Annotated in this window: 4 protein-coding genes and 1 pseudogene; 3 read left to right on the top strand and 2 right to left on the bottom strand. The window is 69.8% G+C overall.

All coding sequences use genetic code 11. The annotated features are described in order from the left end of the window. From mutL to D588_RS0115975, 3 genes and pseudogenes are all read left to right on the top strand, one after another. A pseudogene (gene mutL / locus D588_RS0115965) lies at window positions 1–676 on the top strand (DNA mismatch repair protein MutL); the annotation flags it as partial. Beyond that, window positions 676–1,605 (top strand): DUF1684 domain-containing protein, encoded by a 930-nt coding sequence (locus D588_RS0115970; protein ID WP_017916695.1) that lies wholly within the window; start codon window positions 676–678, stop codon window positions 1,603–1,605. The pseudogene mutL and the gene D588_RS0115970, both read left to right, overlap by 1 nt. Window positions 1,606–1,618: 13 nt before the next feature. Beyond that, the gene (locus D588_RS0115975; RefSeq protein WP_017916696.1) at window positions 1,619–2,596 is read left to right on the top strand and encodes a TraB/GumN family protein; all 978 of its coding nucleotides are present in this window, start codon (window positions 1,619–1,621) and stop codon (window positions 2,594–2,596) included. Window positions 2,597–2,771: 175 nt separating this feature from the next. Here the strand turns inward: D588_RS0115975 and phaR are convergent, their stop codons facing one another. After that, window positions 2,772–3,290 carry a polyhydroxyalkanoate synthesis repressor PhaR gene (phaR, locus tag D588_RS0115980; protein ID WP_017909334.1) on the bottom strand — a complete coding sequence of 173 codons (519 nt, stop codon included), beginning with the start codon at window positions 3,288–3,290 and terminating at the stop codon, window positions 2,772–2,774. Window positions 3,291–3,497: 207 nt separating this feature from the next. Next, window positions 3,498–4,238: a beta-ketoacyl-ACP reductase gene (locus D588_RS0115985; RefSeq protein WP_017909333.1), complete on the bottom strand. Its 741-nt coding sequence runs from the start codon at window positions 4,236–4,238 to the stop codon at window positions 3,498–3,500. Window positions 4,239–4,440 lie beyond the last annotated feature (202 nt).

Here is a 4,440-nt window from a genome sequence, read left to right on the forward strand (position 1 = left end):
GCCCACCGCGGAGGCGGGAAGCGCCGCCGGCCTGCCGCGGCAGACCCAGGACCCGGCCGGCGGCCTGCCGCCGACTGCCGCCGACAGCGGCGTGCCGCCGCTCGGCTACGCCATCGCGCAATTGCACGGCATCTACATCCTGGCCGAGAACGCCGACGGCCTGATCGTGGTCGACATGCACGCCGCGCACGAGCGCATCGGCTACGAGCGTTTGAAGACCGCGCACGATGGGATCGGCCTGCACGCGCAGCCGCTGCTGGTGCCGATCACCCTGGCAGTCGGCGAACGCGATGCCGACACCGCCGAGCGCGAGGCGGAGACGCTGGCCGCGCTCGGGTTCGAGATCACCCGCAGCGGACCGCAATCGCTGCACGTGCGCAGCATTCCCGCACTGCTGGCGCAGGCCGAGCCGGAGGCCTTGCTGCGCGACGTGCTGACCGACCTGCGCGAACACGGCCACAGCGGTCGTGTCGCCGGCGCGCGCGATGCGCTGCTGTCGACCATGGCCTGCCACGGCGCGGTGCGCGCCAACCGCCGCCTCACCATTCCGGAAATGAACGCACTGCTGCGCGACATGGAAGCCACCGAGCGCTCCGGACAATGCAATCATGGGCGTCCGACCTGGGCACGGTTCACCCTGGGCGAGATCGATCGTTGGTTCCTGCGGGGGCGGTGATGGACAAGCGGATGTGGACCGCAGCGCTGCTGGCGGCGCTCGTCGCCTTGAGTGGCTGCGGCAAGCAGGCGCCGGCACCGGCCGCGCCGAAGGCGATGGACGCACGGTTCGTGGCCGATGAGCAGGCTTGGCGCGCGCAGCGCCAGCGCGAACTGCAGGCGCCGGATGGCTGGACCAGCCTGGTCGGCCTGCACTGGCTGGAATTGAAGGAGCACTACATCGGCAGCGGCCCGGACAGCGGCATCCGCCTGGCGGTGGGGCCGGCGCGGATGGCGCTGGTGTCGCAGGCGCAGCGCGAGGTGTACCTGACCCCCGAGCGCGGCGCCGCCCTCAGCGTCGCCGGCGCGCCGGTGCAGGGGCGGATCCGCGTGTACAGCGACCACGATCCGCAGCCGACGGTGATCGACTTCGACGACGGCAAGGGCAAGCTCAGCCTGATCGAACGTGGCGGTCGTTATGCGCTGCGGGTCAAGCACGCCGATGCGCCGACCCGGCTCGGTTTCGCAGGCGTGCCGTACTGGCCGCTGGCCGAATCCTGGCGCGTGCGCGGGCGTTTCGTGCCCAATCCACCGGGCACGACCCTGCCAATCGTCGACATTATCGGCGTCACCACGCCATCGCCGAATCCCGGTGCGCTGGAGTTCGAGCGCGGCGGCAAGCGCTACCGCCTGCAGGCGATCGGCGAACCCGGCCAGCCGCTGTTCGTGGTGTTCGCCGACCGCACCAGCGGCCACGGCAGCTACCCCGCCGGGCGCTTCCTGGATGTGGACCCGCCCGCGGCCGACGGCAGCGTGGTGCTGGATTTCAACCGCGCCTACGACCCGCCGTGCGCGTTCACCCCGTTCGCCACCTGTCCGTTGCCGCCGCCGGAGAACCGCCTCGACCTGGCGGTGGATGCCGGCGAGAAGGCCTACGCCGCTGCCCATTGACCCGAGGATGCCGATGACCCCGTTCCCGCGCCTGTTGCGCCGCCTGCTGCTGGGCCTGTCCCTGTGCCTGGTGCTGCCAGCTCTGGCCCGCACGCCGCCGCCGGTGGCCGCGACGCCTGTCGCTCCCGCCGCCGCAGCGCCCACGGTGGTGCCGCCCACGCCGCTGTTGTGGAAGGTCAGCGGCCCGCGCGGCACGCTGTACCTGCTGGGCTCGTTCCACATGCTCAAGGCCGACGACTATCCGCTGGCGCGCGAAGTCGATGCGGCCTACGCGGCGTCGCCGCGGCTGCTGTTCGAACTGGCGCCGAAGGACGTGGACGCGCCGCAACTGGGCGCGCAGATGCTGCAGGCGGCGCAGCGCCACGACGGCAAGCGGCTGCAGGACGATCTGGACCCGGCGACCTGGGAGCGGCTGCGCCGCTATGCCGCCGGCCACGGCCTGCCGCTGGCGCAGATGAGCGGCTTCGAGCCGTGGTTCGTCGGCCTCAGCATCAGCATCGCCGACATGAAGGCGCAGGGCCTGGAGGCCGATGCCGGGCTGGATCGTCATTTCATGACACTGGCCTTGCAGGACGGCAAGAGTGCCGAGGGCCTGGAGACCGCGCAGGCGCAGATCGACCTGCTCGACGGCATGGACCCGGTGGAGCAGAAGCAGATGCTGACCGAGGCGCTGGACGATGCCGAGCAGGGCGCGGCGCAGACGCTGCGCCTGCACGATGCCTGGCGCCGCGGCGACGAGCGCCAGCTGTGGCAGGAGATCGGCGCGCAGATGAAGCGCGACTACCCGCGGCTGTACCAGCGCATCGACGTGGAGCGCAACCAGGCCTGGCTGCCGCGCCTGGAGCAGCGCCTGAAGGACGGCGGCGACACCCTGGTGGTGGTGGGTGCGCTGCACCTGCTCGGGCCGGACGGCGTGGTCGAGGGCCTGCGTGCGCGTGGTTACAAGGTCGAGCGGATCTGCGGGAATTGCAAGCCGGCGCGTTCGCGCTGACGGGAAGGTGCGTCGCACGTGTGGTTGGCGTGCGGCCGTGCCCTCATCCGCCCCTGCGGGGCACCTTCTCCCGAGGGGAGAAGGGAGAAGCCAAAGCCCCTCTCCCGCCGGGAGAGGGGTTGGGGTGAGGGTAGGGGCGCGAAGCGCCCCGCCGAACCTCACCCTGCCGCAATCCTCAGCGCGGACGCGACTTCGGTGCGGCGCCCGCCGGCGGTTCGCCAGGCTTGCCGGTGCCCGCGCCAGCGGCCGGGCGGCCGAAGCCGGCGCCGAGGTTGCGCTGGAATTCCTGCCACAGCTCCAGGTTGCGCTCGGTGAGCTGGTTCATCATGGTCCACGGGGTCTGCCCCAGCAGATTGCCCATCTGCTGGCGGAACTGCTGCTGCTGGTCGAGGAACACCTGCATGCTGCGCTCCAGATAGTTGCCCATGAAGCCCTGCAGCGAGTCGCCGTAGAAGCGGATGATCTGGCTGAGCAACTGCGTGGACAGCATCGGTTCGCCGTCCTGTTCCTGGTCGGCGATGATCTGCAGCAGGACCGCGCGGCTGAGGTCTTCGCCGGTCTTGGCATCGCGGACTTCGAATTCCTCGCCGTCGATGATCAGCTGGCGGACGTCTTCGATGGTGATGTAACTGGAGATCTCGGTGTCGTAGAGGCGGCGATTGGGATACTTCTTGATGATGCGAATCTCAGCCATGAAGCGATCGCTCTGTGACGGTAGGCGCGCAGCATGGCGCAGCGCAGCAGGGCTTGCAACCGCCGAAAGTACCTGAACACGCGGGTGCAGCAAAAAAATCATGCTGCGCAGCATTCGCAGCGCAGCAAAAGTCCACAGGCCGCCGTGGCGGCCAATGCGGGATAGCGTTACCTCGCGCGAATGCCGCCGCCTGAGCGATTCAGCCGCTCACCATCCCATGTGGTGGCCGCCGTTGATGTCCAGGTTCGAGCCGGTGATCCACGCGGCCTCTTCGGCGACCAGGAACGCCACCGCGTAGGCGATCTCCTCCGGCTTGCCGAGGCGCCCGGTGGGGATGTCGGCGGCGATCTTGGCGCGGACTTCCTCCGGCACCGCCATCACCATGTCGGTGGCGACATAGCCCGGCGAGACCGTGTTGACGGTGATGCCGTAGCTGGCGTTCTCGCGTGCCAGGGAAATGGTGAAGCCGTGCATGCCGGCCTTGGCCGCAGCGTAGTTGGCCTGGCCGTACTGGCCCTTGAGGCCGTTGATCGAACTGATCTGGATGACCCGCCCCCAACGCTTCTGGCGCATGCCCTCGATCACCGGGCGGGTGACGTTGAACACCGAGTTGAGGTTGGTGTTGATGACTTCGTGCCATTGCTCGGCGGTCATCTTGTGGAAGGTGGTGTCGCGGGTGATGCCGGCGTTGTTGACCAGGATCTCGACCGGGCCGAGTTGGCGTTCGACCTCACGCACCAGGGTCTGCGCGTGTTCGGGCGAGGCGACGTCGCCGGGGACGATGGCGACGTCGTGGCCACGCTCGCGCATGCGCTGCTGCCAGGCCAGGGCCTTGGCCTGGTCGCGGTAGTTGCTGGCCACGCGGTGGCCCTGCGCGGCCAGCCGCTCGCAGATTGCGGTGCCGATGCCGCCGGTGCCGCCGGTGACCAGCGCAACGCGTGATGTCATGGATGTCGCTCCGGATAGAAATGGTGGGAAAGGACGGCCGCGGCGCGGCCCAGGGTCCGATTCTAGTCAGCCTTGATGTCGCTGGGGATAGCCGGTGCGACTGGCGCCGCATCGTCCACGCGTCGGTCCTGCGCCGGCAACCGCGCCGGGTCGAAGGCGCGCAGCGCGGCGGCCAGCAGCGCCGGCACCGACCCGGCGCCGG

Source organism: Xanthomonas sp. SHU 308, from assembly GCF_000364645.1.
Classification (GTDB): domain Bacteria; phylum Pseudomonadota; class Gammaproteobacteria; order Xanthomonadales; family Xanthomonadaceae; genus Xanthomonas_A; species Xanthomonas_A sontii.

What these genes read in the sequence shown, in the direction of transcription:
- phaR (WP_017909334.1), bottom strand. Translation starts at nt 3,290, where the DNA reads ATGGCTGAGATTCGCATCATCAAGAAGTATCCCAATCGCCGCCTCTAC.
- D588_RS0115985 (WP_017909333.1), bottom strand. Translation starts at nt 4,238, where the DNA reads ATGACATCACGCGTTGCGCTGGTCACCGGCGGCACCGGCGGCATCGGC.
- D588_RS0115970 (WP_017916695.1), top strand. Translation starts at nt 676, where the DNA reads ATGGACAAGCGGATGTGGACCGCAGCGCTGCTGGCGGCGCTCGTCGCC.
- D588_RS0115975 (WP_017916696.1), top strand. Translation starts at nt 1,619, where the DNA reads ATGACCCCGTTCCCGCGCCTGTTGCGCCGCCTGCTGCTGGGCCTGTCC.